Source organism: Bradyrhizobium sp. UFLA01-814 (assembly GCF_046718885.1).
GTDB classification, from domain to species: Bacteria; Pseudomonadota; Alphaproteobacteria; order Rhizobiales; family Xanthobacteraceae; genus Bradyrhizobium; species Bradyrhizobium elkanii.
The window spans coordinates 1-16679 of the sequence record NZ_JAQOSR010000180.1 but is presented as its reverse complement, the minus strand read 5'-3'; the positions used below and the strand labels follow the sequence as shown (position 1 = coordinate 16679).

Annotated in this window: 13 protein-coding genes and 1 pseudogene; 10 read left to right on the top strand and 4 right to left on the bottom strand. The window is 61.4% G+C overall.

Annotated elements, in window-relative coordinates; all coding sequences use genetic code 11:
- Positions 1 to 425, top strand: a 425-nt coding sequence (locus PMN64_RS36055; RefSeq protein ID WP_411784171.1) for an outer membrane protein, incomplete at its 5' end; no start/stop codon positions are given.
- A 103-nt stretch (positions 426 to 528) separates the two neighbouring features.
- Here the strand turns inward: PMN64_RS36055 and aspD are convergent.
- Positions 529 to 2154 (bottom strand): aspartate 4-decarboxylase, encoded by a 1626-nt coding sequence (gene aspD, locus PMN64_RS36050; protein WP_038385234.1) that lies wholly within the window; start codon positions 2152 to 2154, stop codon positions 529 to 531.
- 366 nt (positions 2155 to 2520) lie between these two features.
- Between aspD and aspT (PMN64_RS36045) the strand changes: the two genes are divergently transcribed.
- Positions 2521 to 4212 carry an aspartate-alanine antiporter gene (gene aspT, locus PMN64_RS36045; RefSeq protein ID WP_411784170.1) on the top strand — a complete coding sequence of 564 codons (1692 nt, stop codon included), beginning with the start codon at positions 2521 to 2523 and terminating at the stop codon, positions 4210 to 4212.
- A 26-nt stretch (positions 4213 to 4238) separates the two neighbouring features.
- The gene (aspT, locus tag PMN64_RS36040; protein ID WP_411784169.1) at positions 4239 to 5933 is read left to right on the top strand and encodes an aspartate-alanine antiporter; all 1695 of its coding nucleotides are present in this window, start codon (positions 4239 to 4241) and stop codon (positions 5931 to 5933) included.
- Positions 5934 to 6068: 135 nt separating this feature from the next.
- On the opposite strand, the gene PMN64_RS36035 is transcribed toward aspT (PMN64_RS36040), so the two are convergent.
- Positions 6069 to 7094, bottom strand: a complete 1026-nt coding sequence (locus PMN64_RS36035) for an AraC family transcriptional regulator (protein ID WP_411784168.1) — start codon at positions 7092 to 7094, stop codon at positions 6069 to 6071.
- Between the two features lie 34 nt (positions 7095 to 7128).
- On the opposite strand from PMN64_RS36035, the gene PMN64_RS36030 reads away from it, so the two are divergent.
- The 5 genes from PMN64_RS36030 (at position 7129) to PMN64_RS36010 (ending at position 12459) form a co-directional block, all read left to right on the top strand.
- Positions 7129 to 8328: an MFS transporter gene (locus PMN64_RS36030; RefSeq protein WP_411784172.1), complete on the top strand. Its 1200-nt coding sequence runs from the start codon at positions 7129 to 7131 to the stop codon at positions 8326 to 8328.
- Positions 8325 to 9011 carry a hypothetical protein gene (locus tag PMN64_RS36025; RefSeq protein WP_411784167.1) on the top strand — a complete coding sequence of 229 codons (687 nt, stop codon included), beginning with the start codon at positions 8325 to 8327 and terminating at the stop codon, positions 9009 to 9011. Before PMN64_RS36030 ends, PMN64_RS36025 begins: the two co-directional genes overlap by 4 nt.
- A 186-nt stretch (positions 9012 to 9197) precedes the next feature.
- The gene (locus PMN64_RS36020; RefSeq protein WP_411784165.1) at positions 9198 to 10508 is read left to right on the top strand and encodes a tetratricopeptide repeat protein; all 1311 of its coding nucleotides are present in this window, start codon (positions 9198 to 9200) and stop codon (positions 10506 to 10508) included.
- Between the two features lie 91 nt (positions 10509 to 10599).
- The gene (locus PMN64_RS36015) at positions 10600 to 11280 is read left to right on the top strand and encodes a cupin domain-containing protein (protein ID WP_411784163.1); all 681 of its coding nucleotides are present in this window, start codon (positions 10600 to 10602) and stop codon (positions 11278 to 11280) included.
- Positions 11281 to 11679: 399 nt separating this feature from the next.
- Positions 11680 to 12459 carry a hypothetical protein gene (locus tag PMN64_RS36010; RefSeq protein WP_411784162.1) on the top strand — a complete coding sequence of 260 codons (780 nt, stop codon included), beginning with the start codon at positions 11680 to 11682 and terminating at the stop codon, positions 12457 to 12459.
- A gap of 694 nt (positions 12460 to 13153) precedes the next feature.
- Here the strand turns inward: PMN64_RS36010 and PMN64_RS36005 are convergent.
- On the bottom strand, positions 13154 to 13510 hold the full coding sequence (locus tag PMN64_RS36005; protein WP_411784160.1) for an Mth938-like domain-containing protein: 357 nt from the start codon (positions 13508 to 13510) through the stop codon (positions 13154 to 13156).
- 984 nt (positions 13511 to 14494) lie between these two features.
- Positions 14495 to 14943: pseudogene (locus PMN64_RS36000) on the bottom strand (YbhB/YbcL family Raf kinase inhibitor-like protein).
- A gap of 206 nt (positions 14944 to 15149) precedes the next feature.
- On the opposite strand from PMN64_RS36000, the gene PMN64_RS35995 reads away from it, so the two are divergent.
- Together PMN64_RS35995 and PMN64_RS35990 are read left to right on the top strand one after the other, a co-directional pair.
- Positions 15150 to 16157 carry a ribonuclease Z gene (locus tag PMN64_RS35995; RefSeq protein WP_411784157.1) on the top strand — a complete coding sequence of 336 codons (1008 nt, stop codon included), beginning with the start codon at positions 15150 to 15152 and terminating at the stop codon, positions 16155 to 16157.
- Between the two features lie 3 nt (positions 16158 to 16160).
- Positions 16161 to 16679: CapA family protein (locus PMN64_RS35990; RefSeq protein ID WP_411784155.1), on the top strand; the 519-nt coding region annotated here is incomplete at its 3' end.

Below are 16679 nucleotides of genomic sequence, written 5' to 3'. Positions count from 1 at the left end.
TGAAGAGCTCGCGCCTCAGCCTGATCGATCCGAGGTTCTCGACGACAACGAAGACCGACGGACTGGGTCTCTTCACCGGCCAGCTCGGCTGGGCCTGGGATGCCGCGCTGTTCTATGTGAAGGGCGGTGCCGCGGTCACCAGCAATCGCTATGACATCTGGACCACGGTCGGTGGAATCGGGGTGGCGTCGGCGACATCGACCCGTTGGGGCGGCACGGTCGGCGTGGGCTTCGAATACGGGTTCACTCCGAACTGGTCCGTCGGGCTCGAATATGACCGTCTTTTCATGGGCGATGCGAACAACACGTTCTCGGTCGTCAATCCCATCGTGGCCGGCGCTGCCAACCGGATCGGACAAGACGTGGATCTCTTGACGATACGCTTGAACTATCGGTTCGGCGGACCGGTCGTCGCGAGATACTGATCTTCGTGAGCCTATGTCATTTGAGCCCCGGCACCATCGCCGGGGCTCTTGCTTTGCTTCAGCGCTGCCGGATCAGACGCTCGATGCGCGGCAAACACCGTCGTCAGCGCTTTGCGGCGCCGCCCTTCGCTGCCTCGTAGGCGTCGCGATAGCCTCTGGCGATCGTCCGAACGCCGCGTCCGATGTCGTCATAGACATCGTCAGCGAGGTTCGCGAGCGACACGCGAAGCGACCATTCCGGAGCATCGAATCCGCCGCCGTTCAACAGCACGATCCCGTGGGCTTCAGCCAGCCTGAACGCGAGGTCCAGCGGATGGACATTCTTCTTCAGGTATTCAACCGCATCGTCGCCGATGTTCTTCCGGGCCCAGAACTCGAAATCGATCAGTGCGTAGTAGGCATCGTAGTTCGGATTGGGGCTTAGCTTGTCGGCCAGCCCGAGGCCGTCGAGCATCGACCACAGGCGCTTGTTGACGATCTCCATGCAGGCCGCCTGATAGGCCTTTTTCACGTCCATCATCTCCGCGAGCGAGAACAGGCTCATCATCACCTGCTGCGGCAACGACAATCCCGCGGTGTGATTGAGCGCCACGTCGCGGCTGTCGGCGACGATGCGGTCGATCAGCTTGAGCTTGCGCGGTTCGAGCGTGAGCGGCCCGTAGCGCTTGTCGAGCGCCTTCACGGCGTCGTCCGGAAGCTTGGCGATCATCTTGTCGAAGATGTTGTCCTCGTTGATGGCGATGGCCCCCAGCCGCCATCCCGTGCAGCCGAAATACTTCGAATAGGAGTAGACGCCGATGGTGTTGTGCGGCAGTTCGCCCAGCAGCGAACGGAAGCCGTGCACGAAGGTGCCGTAGACATCGTCGGTGAGGATCATCAGGTCGGGGCGCTTGGTCTTGACCAGATTGGCCAACTTGGCAACCGTCTCCTTGCTCAACGCCATCCCCGGAGGGTTGGACGGATTGACCACGAAGAAGGCCTTGATCTTCGGATCCTCCAGCTTCTTGATCTCCTCGTCGGTGAACTGGAATTTGTTTTCTTGCGGAGCCCTGATCTGAACGACCTTCAGGTCGTAGTCTTCCAGGTGCGTCATCTCGATGTAGGGCGTGAAAATCGGCGTCGCCAGCGCGATCGTATCGCCAGGCACCAGCAGGCGGTTGGCCTTCAGCGACTTGAAGAGGTAGCACATCGCCGCCGTGCCGCCCTCGACCGCATAGATGTCGAACTTCCCGGCCGGCCGGGGCTCGCCGCAAACCGCCCACATCAGGTATTCGTGCACGATCTTCTCGTTGTGCACCAGCATGCGGTCCGGCACCGGGTAATTGTCGCCGATGATCGAATCCACCAGCTCGTGGACGAAGGCGTCCGGGTCGAAGCCGAACTTCTTGACCGCAAAGGGCAGCATCTCGGTCAGGAAGCTCGCGCCCGGCATGTCCTTGTGCTGTTTGAGCCAGGCCTCGAACCGGCCGGCGATGCCGTTTGCCTGAGGCATGCCGCCGATGCCTGCCGGGTGCTCCATGACCCGCTTGCTCTCGGTAATGGCGAACTGTCCGAGCAGGAAGAAACCTTCGCGCGGCGTCGTCGCCACCCAGTTCGGATTGCCCCGCCCGGCGTTCAGGAAAGGCATCTGGCTCCGCTTCGAATTGCTCTTCGCGAGGTTGATCAGCTCGTCCTTGATCTCGAAGGGGCTCAGCGCCTCGAATTTCTTCAGGGTCAGTAGATCGGCCATTTGACACTCCCGGGGCGATGCAAGCTGTTGGAATGGAGGCGACAGGCTCTGTTGCCTGCGCAATCGCGCGCAGCATGATCGGCGGCCGGTGACGAGCCTTGATCTATGTCAACGGTCGCGCGCCGGCGATGCGATCGCTGCGACGGATTGCCGCTCACGATGCAATGTGCGCGGCAGGCCGCGTGGTGTCGGCAAGATCATGAAATCGCAAAGCTCTCGCAGCTGCGGTTGACATAGATCAACATCCTGCTCGCCAACCGCCATCTGATGTCGGCCGATACGGTTGCTCGCCCTTTTCGGCCATGCCTGCACGAGATCGAAGCGGGCGCACGCCGAAGCCCCGGGACAGCATGAACGGGTGACATCATGATCGATTGGCTCTTCCAGACGCTCCGCACCTATCCCGAAATTGCGATCTTCCTCTCGCTGGCCCTGGGCTACTATTTCGGTTCCTTCACCTACAAGGGGCTTGGACTGGGTGCGGTCACCGCGACACTGGTCGCCGCTGTCATCATCGGCCAGATCGGGATCACCATTTCAGGGCCGCTCAAGCCGTTCTTCTTTCTGATGTTCCTGTTTGCAATCGGTTACGGTGTCGGACCGCAGTTCGTGCGCGGCATCGCGCAGGACGGCGTTCCGCAGGCCGTTTTCGCGGCGGTGGTCTGCGTCTTCTGTCTGCTGTCGGCGTATCTCGGCGCCAAGCTCGCCGGTTACGACGTCGGATCGGCCATCGGGCTCTATGCCGGCTCGCAGACGATTTCCGCGTCGATGGGGCTCGCGACCGACGCCATCAATCGCCTTGGTCTGCCTGCAGACGAAGCCAAGAAGCTGCTCGATGCCATGCCGGTCGCCTATGCCGTGACCTATATTTTCGGCACGGTTGGGTCGGCGATCGTGCTGGCGCTGCTCGGGCCCGCGCTGCTCGGGATCGATCTCGAGACCGCATGCAAGAAATACGAGGAGGAGCATGGCGGCAAGAAGGAGCTGGGCGGCCCGGGCACGGCCTGGCATCAGTTCGATTTGCGTGCCTACCGCGTCAGCGAGCGTGGGCCGGTCGTCGGCAAGACGGTCGAGCAGGCTGAGGCGTTGATTCCCGATCATCGCGTCTTCGTCCTCCGGCTTCGGCGGGGCGGAAAGGTCGTGGAGCCAACGTCCGATACCGTGATTCATGCCGGCGATGTCGTCGCCGTCGCCGGGCGCCGCGATGTGCTGGTGCAGCTGATCGGCGAGCAGGCCGAGGAGGTTGACGACCGAGAGCTGCTGGCGGTTCCGATCGAAGGCGTCGATGTCTACGTGACCAGCAAGGACGTCGACGGCAAGACGCTGGAGCAACTGGCGAAGGAGCCGGGCGCTCGCGGCGTATTCCTGCGCAGGATCGCCCGGGGCGCGATCGCGACCGAGATTCCGATCCTGCCGAACACCAAGATCAATCGGGGCGACATCCTCACCTTGGTCGGCCGCACGTCCGATGTCGCCGCCACCACGAAGCTGCTGGGCCGGCCGGATCGTGCGACAGACGTTGCCGACGTCGCGTTCATCGGCGCCGCCATCGCGATCGGCGCCCTTGTCGGCGCGTTCGTCTACAAGATCGGAAGCGTGCCGCTGACGCTGTCCACCTCCGGCGGTGCGCTGATCTCCGGTTTGTTCTTCGGCTGGCTCCGGTCCGTGCATCCGACCTTCGGCCGCATCCCGTCACCCACCGTGTGGTTCATGAACTCGGTCGGCCTGAACGTCTTCATTGCCGTGGTCGGAATCTCCTCGGGCCCGGGATTTGTCGCCGGCCTGCAAAAGCTCGGCTTCAGCCTGTTCCTCTGGGGCGTCGTCGTGACCACCGTGCCGCTGATCCTGGCGATGTTTGTCGGCAAATACGTGTTCCGCTTCCACGACGCGATCCTGCTCGGATGCTGCTCCGGCGCGCGCACCACGACCGCCTCGCTGGGCATGATCAACGACCGCGCGAAGAGCCAGATTCCCGGTCTCGGCTACACCGTCACCTACGCGGTCGGAAACACGCTGCTGACGATCTGGGGCATGGTGCTGGTGATGATGATGACATAGCCGCGGCGCGGGACCGTGTTGAGACGATGTTGACCTGGCTGGCGCAATTTCTCGTTCGTTATCCGGAGCTCGCGCTGTTCCTGGTGATCGCGGCGGGCTACTGGATCGGGAGCTTCAGGATCGGCGCTTTCAGCCTTGGCCCGGTGACGGGCGCGCTGTTCGCAGGACTCGCGGTCGGCGATTTCGCGCATGTGCCCGTCTCAAGCATGACCAAATCGTTCCTGTTCCTGCTGTTCCTGTTCGGGGTCGGTTATTCGGTCGGTCCGCAATTCGTGCTGGCGATGAAGCGCGACGGGCTGAAGCCGATGCTGATGGCCGTTGTCGTGAGCCTCACCGGCCTTGCGGCAGCGATTATCGTGGCACGCGTGCTGCGGCTCGACCCCGGCTTTGCCGCCGGGCTCATGTCGGGCGCGCTCAGCCAGAGCGCTGCAATGGGTACGGCGACCGACGCGGTCAATTCCCTGCCAGTGTCCGAGGCACAGCGCGCGCTGTTTGTCTCGCACATCGCGGTGGCGGATGCGGTCTGCTACATCTTCGGCTATGCCGGCGTGATCACGTTCTGCACGATCGTCGTTCCGGCGCTGCTGAAAATCGATCTGAAGGCGGAGGCGCTCAAGCTGGAGCAGACCCTTGGCATCACGCGCGCCAAGCCCGGCCTCGCGTCGGCCTGGCGCAAGTTCGAACTGCGCGCCTACCGGCTGGACGCTCACGCTGCGATCGTCGGGCTGACAGTTGCGGCCGCCGAAGCTCGCGTGCCCGGGCAACGTGTATTCATCCACCGTATCCGTCGCGGCGAGCGCGTCCTCGAGGCGGAGCCTGCAACGGTGCTCGCGGCAGGCGACGTGATCGCGCTGTCGGCGCCGCGCCTGATCATCGTCGAACTGATCGGACCGCGCGGGGAGGAGGCGGAGGACCGGGAGCTCCTCGATATTCCGCTGATCTCGGCAGACGTGTTCCTGATCAACGCGAAGCTCGCGGGCAGCAGTCTCCAGCAGGCGTCGGAACAAGACTGGACGCGCGGCCTTTATCTGCGCTCGGTGAGCCGGGGCGATGAAGCGCTGCCGATCGCCGCGGGCACGGTTCTGGAGCGCGGCGATCTGCTTCGCATCGTTGGTCCTGAGACCGTGGTACAGAACGCGGCCAAGAGCATCGGCGTCATCGTTGCGCCGAGCACCACGATCGATTTCGTGGTGCTCGGGCTCGCGATTTTCCTCGGCGGCCTGCTTGGCGTTCTCGTGAGTTTTTCGGTTGGTGGCGTCACGATCTCGCTGAGCACCAGCGTCGGTACGCTGCTCGCCGGACTTCTGGTCGGCTATCTCCGCACACGTCTGCCGTATTTCGGCCGGATCCCCGACGGCGCCATCAGCCTGATGACGTCGCTCGGACTGGCGGCGTTCGTCGGCCTGACCGGGATTCATGCCGGGCCGATCTTCCTTTCCGCGATACGCGAGTCGGGCATCGGGCTGCTGCTGGGTGGCATGATCGTCACCCTGTTGCCGCAGATCGTCGGCTTCTGCTTCGGCCATTTCGTGTTGCGCATGAACCCGATCCTCTTGCTCGGTGCACTGACTGGCGCACAGACGGTCACGGCCGCGATGGCTGCCATTCAGGAGCGCTCGGGCAGCTCTGTGGTGGTGCTTGGCTACACGCCCGCCTATCCGATCTCCAATATTCTGCTGACGACCTGGGGATCGATCATGGTCGTCGTTTTCGCTGGATGACAGGGCAGGGACGGCCCGCGCCTACCTCGCCATTGAGAGTCGCGCACTAGCAAGCCTCCCCCGGGGTCCGGACGACCGTATTTTGCCTGTTCCGAGCTGAACTACGGTTTCCAGCGAGTCCCTGGGGCTGAAGGGTCAGCGCGACCGGTGGGGCGCATCTTGAGGTCCGGATCGACGCCTTGATGAAGTCCCTCCGCTGGCCGCGTGGCCTAGATTGCGTCGATGTTGCAGGGGACTAATGCGCATTTCGGAGCGAAACATGAATATGAATGCTGAGGCCGATGAGTAACCCAGCCGCAACGCGATCTCGGTGATCGGCAGTTCGCTGCCCAACAATTCGATAGCCTTGAGCAGGCGGAGACGCTGGCGCCATGCGCGCAGGTTCATGCCGACTTCGCGCTCGAAGTGCCGCGTCAAGGTTCGCGGCGACATGCCGATCTCACGCCCCCATCTCTCGGCGTGGCGAGGATTCGCGGGATCGGCGTAGAGGGTTTCACAGAGTGCCAGCAAGCCCGGGTGGGTGGGCCAAGGTAACGCTGCCGAGATCGGCGTCGCCCGCCGCAACTGATCGAGGATGAGTGCGATGACGCGAGCGGCGTAGTGACGATCCTCGCTTTTCAGCGACGCGGCTTCCACGATGAGCGTCCGCAGGAGCGGGGACACATGGATGACCGTCGTGCCGGAAGTCATGCCTTGGCTGGCAGCATTGGCGACCCAGAGGCTGCGGAATTCCGCTCCCATCAGGGAGCCGACCGAATGCTTCGTACCGGCCGGCAGCCAGACGGCCTGTTCCGGAGAAATGACGACGCTCCGTCCATCCGCGTTCACGGTGAGCGCGCCTGAGATCGCGTAGACGAGTTGATTCCAGCTGTGACTGTGTTCGGCGAAGTAGCTCTTCGCGGGAAGAGACTGCACCCGAACGATCAAAGGCTTCGGCGAGCCGAGGCCGCGCGGGGCATCGATCGTCTTCCAGCCGGCGTTCCCTGGCGAAATGTGACGTTTCATCGATATAAATTGGCAATCTGTAGAAGGAAAAGTCCAGCGATTTCTCCTTAACTCCGACGTGCTGATCCACGGCCCGGAGGACCAGCCACTGGTCTGATCGGCGACGTCTCGCCGGCGGACATCTAACGGCGGAGCAAGCCGCAGCGTGAATTTCAATTTTTCCGTTCCCAGCTATGAGCCGCCGACCGCTATTCGCCGAGAGCGCAGCAATGTCGCAAGGCTTGCCGTCGCCCAGGCCCTCGCAGGCGCCAATTCCACGGTCGTCTACGCAACCGGGGCCGTGGTCGGCGACATGCTGGCGCCCACCAAGGCACTTGCGACGCTGCCGGTCTCGGTTTTTGTCGTCGGCATGGCTCTGTGCACGCTGCCTGCGGGCGTTGTCGCGCAGCGCTATGGCCGGCGCACGACATTCCTGCTCGGTGCAGTCGGCGGCGTCCTCGCGGGTTTGATTGCACTCCTCGCGGTACTCAACGCGTCATTCGCGCTATTCTGCGCAGGGACCTTCTTTGGCGGCGTCTACGCGGCCGTGGTGCTCTCTTTCCGCTTTGCGGCAGCCGATTGCGCAGCACCTGAACGGCGTCCGCGCGCGCTCTCGGCCGTGATGGCCGGCGGTGTGTTCGCCGGTGTGATCGGTCCACAGCTTGTGACGCACACCATGAACCTGTGGGCGCCCTATCTCTTTGCTGCGACGTTTGTCGGCCAGGCGGCGGTTGCCGCGCTCTCCGCGGTCATTCTGGCGGGCGTTGAGCTTCCTCCGCTGACTGCAACGCATCTCAACGCCGGAAGGCCGCTCGCTGTCATTGCCCGGCAGCCGCGCTTTATCCTGGCCGTGATCTGTGGGGTCGTCTCCTACCTGCTCATGAATTTCCTCATGACCGCAGCCCCGCTGGCGATGAAGCTCTGCGGGCTGCCTCAGGAATCGGCCAATCTCGGTCTGCAGTGGCACGTCATCGCGATGTACGCCCCGAGTTTCTGGACGGGCCGCCTGATCGCGCGCTTCGGCGCATCCGCGATCGTCGCGGTCGGGCTGGTGCTGATAGCGGCCTCTTCGTCGGTGGGCCTGCTCGGGATCGATGTCGTGCATTTCTGGGTGACGCTGAGCCTGCTCGGGATCGGCTGGAACTTCGGCTTCATCGGCGCGTCGGCGATGGTTCTGGAGTGCCATCGCCCCGAGGAAAAGGCGCGCGTCCAGTCGCTCAATGACTTCGTGGTCTTCGGCACGATGACCGTCGGCTCCTTCCTTTCGGGCGGGCTGCTGTCGTCCTTCGGCTGGTCGACCGTCCTGATGCTGTCATTCGCACCACTGCTCGGCGCGTTGATGGCCCTCATCGGCTTTTCAATACCGGCCCGCCGCGCGGCCAAGTTAGCGTCTCGAGGAGAATCCACATGAGCGTAGCGGAAACCCCGGTTCAATATATGGAGCGAACGCGCCAATATTACCGTGCCCTTGGTTACGACAACGACTATGTCTGGGCGAGCTTTGATGATGTCCCTTTCACCAAACCTGCCAAACCATCATCGGACCTGCGTATCGCACTGATCACCACGGCCAGTCCGCCGGATTTTGACGGCGTGAAACGGGTGTGGTCGGGTGTGGTTTCGCCGCCGCCCCGGAAGCTGTTTACCGACAACGTTGCTTGGGACAAGGAATCGACCCACACCAATGATCCGGGCAGCTTCTTGCCGGTAGACGCCGCTTTCGGATTGGTCGGCGAAGGCGCCCTCGTCGGACTGACCCGGCACTTTCACGGCGTGCCGACAGAATACAGCCAACGGAAAACGAACGCGGAGGATGCACCTGAAATCCTGGCACGGGTTCGAAAAGACGCAGCGGATGCTGCGATCCTTTGCCCCCTTTGCCCCGTATGTCATCAGACCGTAAGCTTGGTGGCCCGGCATCTGGAAGCGAACGGCATTCCCGACGGTCATTATCGGTTCGGCGCAGGATGTCGTGGAGCACTGCGGCGTGCCACGGTTCTATTTCACGGATTTCCCGCTGGGCAATCCTTGCGGGCATCCCTGGCGACCGGACATGCAGCGCGAAATCATGCGCCAGGCGCTCGCCCTTTTTGACACGGCGACGGCGCCGCGAACGACTGTGAAAGCGCCATTTGCGTGGAGGGAGGACGGTTCCCTCTGGCGGCCCCGGTATGGAAGAGTAAATCCAGAGGATCGAGAGCGGCTGCTCAAGCTGGGTGATGAGCGCCGTCGGCGGCAAGCCAAGGCCAAGCAGGTTTCCACGGAGGGAGTGTCGTCAAAATGACCGAGAGTTCGATGGGAAATCGGGTGTGGGTTCTTGAAGACCGGTACGGTAACCCCTTGAGCACAAGCTCTGCCGCCGCCCGCGACGCATATGTCGCCGGCGTCGACAAGCTGCTCGCGGCCGGCTCGGGAATTGACCAGGCATTCCGCGACGCGATCGCCGCCGACGAAGGCTTTGCTCTGGCGCACATCGCGCTTGCGCGAACCCTGCAACTGCTCGGTCGCGGCAACGAAGCCAAAGCGCCGCTTGAACGCGCGACGGCGCTGGCGCCGGCTACGACTTCGCGCGAGCAAGGTCATATTGCGATCTTTGCCAAGATCCTGAGTGGTCAAGGCGCTGCGGCGGTTTCGGCGATCGCCGAACACATGAAGCACTGGCCGCGCGATGCCATGGTGCTGGCACCGGCCACCGGTGTGTTCGGCTTGATCGGCTTCTCGGGCAAGTCCGGCCGCGAGATTGAGCAACTGGCGATGCTGGAGCCGCTTGCAACCCATTACGGCGATGACTGGTGGTTTCGAACGGTGCTCGCGTTTGCGGAAATCGAACTGCACAGGCTCGACAGTGGTTTCAGGAATATCGAGACCGCACTTCGTGGTTGTCCCCGCAACGCTCACGCTGCGCATATCAAGGCCCATCTGTTCTATGAGAAAGGACAGCGCGAGGAGGGGCTGACTTACCTCGAGCAATGGAACGCCGTCTACCCACGCGAGGGGCAACTGCATTGCCATATCAGTTGGCATCTTGCCCTGTGGTCGCTGGAGACCGGCAGGCGGGATCAAGCCTGGAAGATCTATCGTGAGGCGCTGCATCCGGGCGGCTCGTGGGGGCCGCAAATCAATGTCCTCACCGATTGCGCGTCGTTCCTTGCGCGCGCCGAGATGGCGGGCGAGCCGCGACATCCGGAACTGTGGAGCGAGATCAGCCAGTATGCGGCGAAGTGGTTTCCCAACTCGGGGATCATCTTTGCCGACATGCACAGCGCGCTTGCCTTTGCAATGGCCGGCGATGCGGAGGCTCTGGCCGGCATCATCGAGAACCCGAAGGGACCCGCCGCGGACATGGTGGTGCCTATCGCGCGCGGCTTCGATGGTTTGGCCAAGGGCGACTGGACACGGGTCGTCGATGAGCTAAGGCCCGTCCTGGCAACCCATGAAAGGGTTGGAGGCAGCCGCGCCCAGCGCGACCTGCTGGAATATTCCGTGACTTGCGCCTTGCTGCGCAGTGGTCGCGCCGACGAGGCGCGGCGGCTGATCGCGTCACGACGACCGCAGAATGCGGCGAGTGGCATTCCGCTCGTAGGGATCTGAACCTGTCCTGGTTTAGGGATCTGCACTGGTCAAGCGATCCGAAATGGCGAAGGGGTGGGTTTCGGATGGCGCCGCCTGAGGGAGAGTAACGATGCGCATCAACGATGATCTGTCAAAGCCCGTTATCGTTCACGCCTCAAAGCTGGACTGGGTGGCCAGTCCGTCGGCCGGCGTGGATCGGCGCATGCTGTTCCGAATTGGCGGCGAAGTCGCGCGTGCCACCTCGATCGTGCGTTATGCTCCCGGTAGCGCCTTCCCGCGTCATACGCATGGCGGTGGAGAAGAGATTGTCGTCCTTGAAGGTACCTTTCAGGATGAGCACGGCGACTATCCCGCGGGCAGCTACTTCCGCAACCCTCCCGGGACGTCGCATGTCCCCGCCTCGAAGGACGGCTGTACCATCTTCGTGCGGCTCTGGCAGTTCCGGGACGAGGACCGGACCCAGGTCGTGCGTCAGCCAGGTGAGGGACAACAGGTTGCGCCGCGCCCCGGTGCGAGCAGCGTCAGCGTGCTATTTGACAACGGTCACGAGGAGGTCCGCCTTGAAGACTGGCAGCCGGGTGAAGTCATCAGCCTTGCGAACGCGCGCGGGCTCGAGTTCTTTGTTCTATCGGGGGGACTGACGATCGGGGGCGAGACGCTGCAGCCACAGGGCTGGGGTCGGCTACCCGTCGGCGTCGACCTGAAAGCAACGGTTGGCCCGCACGGCGCGAAAATCTGGATCAGGGAGGCGCCGCTGCTGCATCCGGATGTCTGTCGACTTCCCGAGTAGACGCGACAATCCTGACCGCCTCTGCGCTGAGCTCCTCGTAACGGCGAGGCTGCTTTGCATGGGGTTGTTTTCGATATTTTGGTTGGCCCGGGCCTGTTCCGCCGGGCAGCGCTTCGAAACATCATGTTGCATCGAACCCGTGTTGCGGCTACGCAATTGAGATGACATGGAAATTTTCCGTTGCCCCGATGATGGACAGGACGGACAAGCGGGTTTGCTGAGTCATTTCAGTGCGTTGCGCGAGCGGCCGCCGGTTTCGTAGCAAAATCGTAGCAAACGCATTATCGAAATTTGGTGATGGCATCGAACCACTCGCGAACGCATCAACACAATCATCTGAAATTTCTCTATAATCTCCTCATCATCGCAACGCGCGAAAGCGCATGAGAAGGGAGGGGTATGGACGGACTGAAAGTTCCTGACGGGTGGAAGCTAGTTCGCGTCAACGAGCACTTTGACGATCTGATCATCGCGCTCGAAAGAGCCGAAGCTAAAGGGTACTTGCCAGACGCTATTGCTGAGTCGTGGCGCGTCTTCGCGTGCGACGAGAATATCGTCGCCTCGGCCACACCGGCTGTTGAACAAGCGACGAAGCCCATTGCGTGGATTCGCTTCTGTGGCGATGGGCTGTATGAAGGCCCGATCATGGATTGTGACTCTCGCAGGATGGATGAAATCGTGCGCCACAAGCCTAACGAGTGGATGCCCCTTTACGCGATCCAGCGCGAGGTCGGACAACAGGCCGCAAATACGGAATCGAAGCGCGGAACGTCGGCTCAGATCCAGTTGGAGCGCCAACTGACATGCGAGGCGATCGATGGAGCGATGGCATTCGGCTACCAGAACACGAAGCCGCCGCCGAGCGCAGACCATTGGCTCGCGCGGTTCTGGAAGATCGGCCGTAGGCAAGCCGAACTCGAAGATGCAGTTTCTGACATACAGCTGAATCTCGCCCGCTCGTCCGCTACGGCGACGGAAGCGCTGACGATCAGCGGGCACGACCTGAGCACGAGCGCCGGTGGCCGTGGGTACATCGCTGAATTCTTCGAGAAGCGTCTGCGCCGGCACGACTTCGGCCGCTACATCGCCGAACGCCTCGCTGCTGATTTCGCCTGCGCGCTCGCAGCGTATCTGCACGACCTCGACAGCGCATCTTCTGATGCGAAAGAGATGACGTAGCGCTCGTGACCTCTAATCCGAGCTAACGGTAAGGGCCGCCTCCGGGCGGCTTTTCTGTGGGTAACGTCCAGGTTGCGTTTGGTTTTGCTACGACTCAGTGAGCGCCGCGGCTGGAGCCGGTCCGTAGCAAATTTGGTAGCAACGAGCTGCTAAAAACTGGCTAGATAATCGAACCATCTCTAAAAAACCCAACGAAATCAGTATAGATACGTTGCCGTGTCTTCCCAGGACTGGACCGACTGAGAGCCGTAAGTGATTGAAAATCATTGGAAATTTAGCTGTGCGCCCATGATGGACTGGACCGAGAGTTCAATATTTTCAGTTGGTTAGAGGGCGGCGTGTGCACGACGTGTGCACTGGGAGATCAAGAAAAATCTTGCGACAGCCAACGAGAGCAGCCCTTTGAAGTCGGACAGGGCCGGCTCGGGCCGTGCACGTGCACGGCCAAGATTTCCGAGGGAGAGTTTGAAGGAGGCACCCTCAGATTCGAACGATCACGAAATCTCTTCGTTCCGCGTGCAACGAGGCGGGGCAACTTGCTTGAGGTGTCGCAAGGCCTCGCAATTCTACTGATCACTCGCGTGATAGCAGGGTATCCGATCCCGCTATTCGGAGGTCGATCCCTCTCACCCCAACCAGCATTGCCTAAAGCTCACGCCCGATCAGAATCATCTGAAATGTAAGAACGGCTGGGTCAACAGGTCACGTGAAAGAGCCCGATCCTTCTTGCACGCGATCTGTTGAACATTTCGATCGCCTCGGGTGTCGGCCTCAAGAGGACCTCGCAGCCCTTTCTCTCGAAATAGGCTTCAGCCTCGGGCGACAGGTGCACGTTGCCAAACTGACCCGAGCCAATGACGACCTGGTCGCACCCCTTCTCGAAGAGAAATTTTGCCTCGTCTTCTGAAAGCGCGTGCGAGGTACCGTAGAGGTTCTTTGATAGCTTCTTTTTCCGCTTCACATTCTCGCCGGAAAGACGAACGACCACGTCGTGCTCATAGGTTTTTCCGTCAATCGTGATCGTGCCAAATGTGGTGCTGTCAATCTTCATCGTGACCTCCTCCCAATCGGACTCACGCTCCAACACCGGCAGTAAGGCGCCTCGACGCCGCCATCAGCCTTACTCAAGCGCGTTCCCGCCTGCCGATCCTGATCAGGCTGCGCCGCTGCCCCAGCTGCCCGGGCGTGCCTCGAACAAGCCGGGGTTGCGGTGGAGCAAATAGCGCAGCGGCCTTCCTCGGTGAGCCGCCAAGCGGTGATGTCGTACCGATCTCAAGGTATCTCCTCTCTATTATTTTGTGCTGAATTCTTCTCCTCTTGGAAGTCCGCAAAAGAGCGAAGGTATGCGCGTCTTAGGCTGAACTCGCTCCGAAGTGGTCCGATCCCGCTCAGACGCGATAGTCGAAAATCATTTTTTATTTCAATGAGATAATTGTACGCCGCAGAGCCTGGGAAGGGCCTGACCTAGTAGCCGCGGCATCCACGTATGGCTGGCCGGCAGAAGAACGCAGTGCAACAAAGCCATGAGGCTGCGCGGCGAAGCGTTCGACATCGACGCAGCTACCTCCTGGCAGCTCACAAGCGCGATCGCGGTAGTCGAACTGCTAAATGTCGGCGTCAACTATCCCAAAATAATCGCCGATCGGTCTGTGGGGGCAACTCACGTTCTCGGCTCCACGGTCCGCCGCCTGAGGTATTGTTAGAGGTAAGGAAACTGCCATGACGACTACACGGTCGGACTGAAGCTCGCGACGACGCGTACCAAAGCGCTCACCATCGAAGCTCAGGACGCATTACTTGCAGCTCTCAAGATGAAGCTTGAGAACCCCGAAGCACTCATCACATATGTCCGCAAATCGAATCGGCGCCGTGATCGTCGTCACCAGGATGAATCGCTGCAGGACAAGAAAATGGCCTAGCACTCCATTGGCTGCCGCCGTGTTGCGACGGTGGTATATGGAAAGACGGCAAGTGGTCAGATTGTACTGATGACAACTGAAGCCCTGGAAAGTGGCCCGAGCGCCTCCCGTTGTCACTATCCCTCATACCAGCCGACGAGGGTCGCCTCCGCGATTGAGGACTTGCGCGCCTCTCGCTCGATGTCGCGGCAGGACGCGTTGGCCTTTGCCTGAAGCTGGTCGGTCGAGATGGCAATCAGCCGGAAGTGATAATGATGAGGCCCATGGCCATGGGCGGACACGGGCCGCCATAGCCTACTTTGCGGAAATCATTGACCGCTTGTTTCACATTTTTGTTCCGCGCGGCGCCTTCCGCAAGCTCCGTTAGGACTGCCGGAAGATCGTAAGCCGCCCAATGGTGCCACGTGCCGGCGGGCGCATCTGGGTCGTCGCAGAGCAAGACAAAACTTTTGGTTCCCGCCGGCGCATCGGACCATTGCAGAGGCGGCGAGAGGTCTCCTCCGTCGCAGGTGAACCGTCTCGGAATTTGCGCTCCGTCGGCGAAGGCGCTTGAAACGAGTTTCATGGCTTCCTCCATCAGCTTGCAGGGGACATAGGTTTCGGACCTGGGCTCGGCCCTGAGAGTTCCTACGGAGCCGGCGCGACCTCGCCGGATCGGCGGACGAGCGCGACCAGATTGCGGCCGCATGGCTCGATTTTGGCGAGTGCGAAATCCATAAAGTCTGCTTAGATCAGGCAATCCGTCGGGCAACTGCGGCAGATTGGCTTGCTATGCGACCGCTTTTTCATCCGAACCTGGTCAATGGCCGCTACGGCGACCCGACGGTATATGTGGAGACGCTGTTCGAGAAGCGCAGCCTGCTGTTCGATATCGGAGAGATTTTTTCACTGTCGCCGCGGAAGATACGACGCATCGACCAGGTCTTCGTCTCGCACGAGCATATCGATCACTTCGTTGGATTCGACCACCTGCTTCGCTTGCTGGTCGGGCACGAGAAGTCCGTGCAGCTCTTTGGTCCATCCGGCTTTACTGAGCGGGTCTTTCACAAGCTTCAGGCCTATCGCTGGAATTTGGTCGAAACCTATTCTAGCGATCTTGTCTTCATCGTGAGCGAGCTCGCAGCGGCGAATTCCATCTTGAGCACGCGGTTCAGGCTAAGGAAGGCTTTTGTCGCAGAGGCCTCAGTCTCTCGCAAGACCGTTGCCGGGGTCATCTGCGACGAACCGACCCATCAAGTGTCAGCCGTGATCCTTGAACACGGTACGCCCTGCCTTGCCTTTGCGCTGCAGGAGGCGGCGCATGTCAATGTCTGGAAGAACCGGTTGTTGGAGCGCGGGCTGCCCGTTGGTCCGTGGTTGCGCTCACTCAAGCAGGCCGTGGTCGAACGGCGCGCGGACGATCATTTGATCAAGATCGATGGATCGGCAGTTTCGGACAATCGGCTCGTTCCACTTGGGGCCTTGCGTAATCTCCTCACCGTCACGGCCGGACAGAAAGTTGGCTATGTCACCGACGTCGCCGATACGCCGGCCAATCGTGGCGCCATCGTAGCGCTCGTGCAGAACGCGGATATCCTCTTCATCGAAGCGGCGTTTGCAGGAGCGGACGATGCGCTGGCGAGGCACCGGGCTCATCTCACGACCACAGCTGCTGGAGAAATTGCTCGAGAAGCCAATGTGCGTCGCGTCGAGCCGTTTCACTTCTCTCCACGTTATGTGGGGGAGCAGCAACGGATGCTTGCTGAGGTGATGGCGGCGTTCAGGGGGGCTCACTGCTAGACCATGCCTGAGGAAATCTATTTGCCCGCTGGACATCGAAAATCGCTCCGTCTCTTTCTATGCGGAGACGTCATGTGCGGTCGTGGCATCGACCAAGTGTTGGCGCATCCGTGCAGCCCCGAAATTCACGAGCAATCCGTGCGATCGGCGGAGGGATATGTGCTGCTCGCCGAGCAGGAAAGTGGGCCGATTCCACGCCGTAATGGGCCGCCCTACGTTTGGGGCGCGGCACTGGACCAGCTGGCGCGCATGCGGCCGGACGCGCGGATCATCAACCTCGAAACGGCTGTGACCCGCAGCAAGGACCGCGCGCGCAAGGGCGTCAACTACCGCATGAGCCCCGAGAATGCAGATTGTCTGGCGGCCGCCAAGATCGACTGCTGTGTGCTGGCCAACAACCATGTGCTCGATTATGGGCGCCCAGGCCTTGAGGAGACGCTGGCAACCTTACAAAAGCTCGACATCAGGGCGACTGGCGCGGGGCGCAACGATCGCGAAGCCAGCGCTCCGGCCGTGCTCAAT

Coding starts and splice junctions, on each gene's coding strand:
- PMN64_RS36025 (WP_411784167.1), top strand. CDS start 8,325: ATGAGCGTAGCGGAAACCCCGGTTCAATATATGGAGCGAACGCGCCAA.
- PMN64_RS36005 (WP_411784160.1), bottom strand. CDS start 13,510: ATGAAGATTGACAGCACCACATTTGGCACGATCACGATTGACGGAAAA.
- PMN64_RS36015 (WP_411784163.1), top strand. CDS start 10,600: ATGCGCATCAACGATGATCTGTCAAAGCCCGTTATCGTTCACGCCTCA.
- PMN64_RS36020 (WP_411784165.1), top strand. CDS start 9,198: ATGACCGAGAGTTCGATGGGAAATCGGGTGTGGGTTCTTGAAGACCGG.
- aspT (WP_411784170.1), top strand. CDS start 2,521: ATGATCGATTGGCTCTTCCAGACGCTCCGCACCTATCCCGAAATTGCG.
- PMN64_RS36010 (WP_411784162.1), top strand. CDS start 11,680: ATGGACGGACTGAAAGTTCCTGACGGGTGGAAGCTAGTTCGCGTCAAC.
- PMN64_RS35995 (WP_411784157.1), top strand. CDS start 15,150: ATGCGACCGCTTTTTCATCCGAACCTGGTCAATGGCCGCTACGGCGAC.
- aspD (WP_038385234.1), bottom strand. CDS start 2,154: ATGGCCGATCTACTGACCCTGAAGAAATTCGAGGCGCTGAGCCCCTTC.
- aspT (WP_411784169.1), top strand. CDS start 4,239: ATGTTGACCTGGCTGGCGCAATTTCTCGTTCGTTATCCGGAGCTCGCG.